Source organism: Gluconobacter sp. GP1 (genome assembly GCF_032913585.1).
GTDB classification, from domain to species: domain Bacteria; phylum Pseudomonadota; class Alphaproteobacteria; order Acetobacterales; family Acetobacteraceae; genus Gluconobacter; species Gluconobacter cerinus.
On record NZ_JASGXC010000016.1, the window covers coordinates 6,843 to 8,329 of the forward strand.

Annotated in this window: 1 protein-coding gene; it reads right to left on the reverse strand. The window is 65.6% G+C overall.

From position 1 onward, the window contains the following. The coding region (locus tag R5H23_RS16135) for a DEAD/DEAH box helicase family protein (RefSeq protein WP_317216035.1) at positions 1–1,487 on the reverse strand (1,487 nt) is incomplete at both ends.

Here is a 1,487-nt window from a genome sequence, read left to right on the forward strand (position 1 = left end):
GAGGCTGGACTGGTTCGTGCCAAAACTCAGCTTGCGGAACTGCTGCGCTTCATCCACGAGGATCTGGTCGATGCCGATCTCGCCGAGATGCACCAGATCGTCCTTACGGCTGGCCAGCCCGTCCAGCTTCGCTTTCATCCCCTCCTTCATGCGCTCGATGCGCTTGCGCGAGATGCGGTCGTCGGCGTCGATCTCGCACAGCAGGCTCTCGTAAGACGCGATCTGCGCCTCGATCATCGCCTGCTCGAACTTGGTCTCGACCGGAATGAACTTGAAGGCGTCATGCGTGATGATGATGGCATCCCACTGTCCTGTGGCCGCACGGGCGAGGAAGCGCTGGCGCCTGGCTTTCACGAAGTTCGTCTCGTCCGCCACCAGGATCTTCGCGGTCGGGTAGAGCATCAGGAACTCGCGGGCCATCTGCGCCAGACAGTGTCCTGGCACCACAACCATGGCCTTCGAGATCAGGCCAAGACGGCGCTGCTCCATGATCGCCGCGCACATCGAGAAGGTTTTCCCCGATCCCACGGCATGGGCCATGTAAGTGTTTCCCGTGGCGATGATGCGCCAGACCACCCGCTTCTGGTGGGCACGCAGCTGGATCGTGGTGCTGGCCCCGGGCAACTGCAGGTGCGAGCCGTCAAAGGCGCGGGGGACGAGGTTGTTGTAGGTGTCGTTATACAGGCGAACCAGACGCTCGGCGCGCTCTGGATCCTGCCACACCCAGGCCTGGAAGGCCGTCTTGATGGCGGCGAGCTTTTCCTTGGCGGCCTCGGTCTCCTGGGCATTCAGCTGCCGGTGCTCGCCGTTCTCGTCGCGCCAGGCGTCCCAGATCTGCGGAATGGCCTGATTGAGCGCATCCTCGATCAGCTCCCCCGCGGGACGGCGTTCGGTGCCCCAGACGGACGTCGCTTCGGCCTTGCCCCGGAACGGTCCCTTGTCCAGGGTCCAGGACGCCACCTCCTTCGTGTGCCACACGCCGGCTTCGACCCCGATCACCTCGGCGATGAAGCCCTCGATGTCGGCGGTCGGGATCCACGGTGCCCCCAGACGGGCCGTAATGTCACTCGGCCGCAGATCCTCGGGCTGGGCCTCTTCCAGCGCGGCCACGGTGCGGGCGAAGCGCGGATCGGTCTCAGCGGCCTTGCGGGCGTCTGCCAGCTTCGTGCGCACGGCCCCTGACAGGGCTTCATCGGCGGGCACCCAGACATCGCGTCCGGGCTGGCTGCGTCCGGCATCAAGGTAGATGGCACTGCCCAGTTCCGCGATGACCTCGTCCTCGGCGCGCCCCAGCAGTTCGGCAATACGCGGGATCTCCACCACACCCGTCTCGTGCAGGCAGACCGCGAGCGCGTCATGGGCGCTGTGCACCTCCGGCTCCAGCGTCGCCTGGATCACACGCTCGGAGAACAGCGGCCCCTGTGTGCCGACCTGCCGGTCCTCGTCGTACTCCTCGATCGAACTGACCAGCCAGACGTCCGGATCGT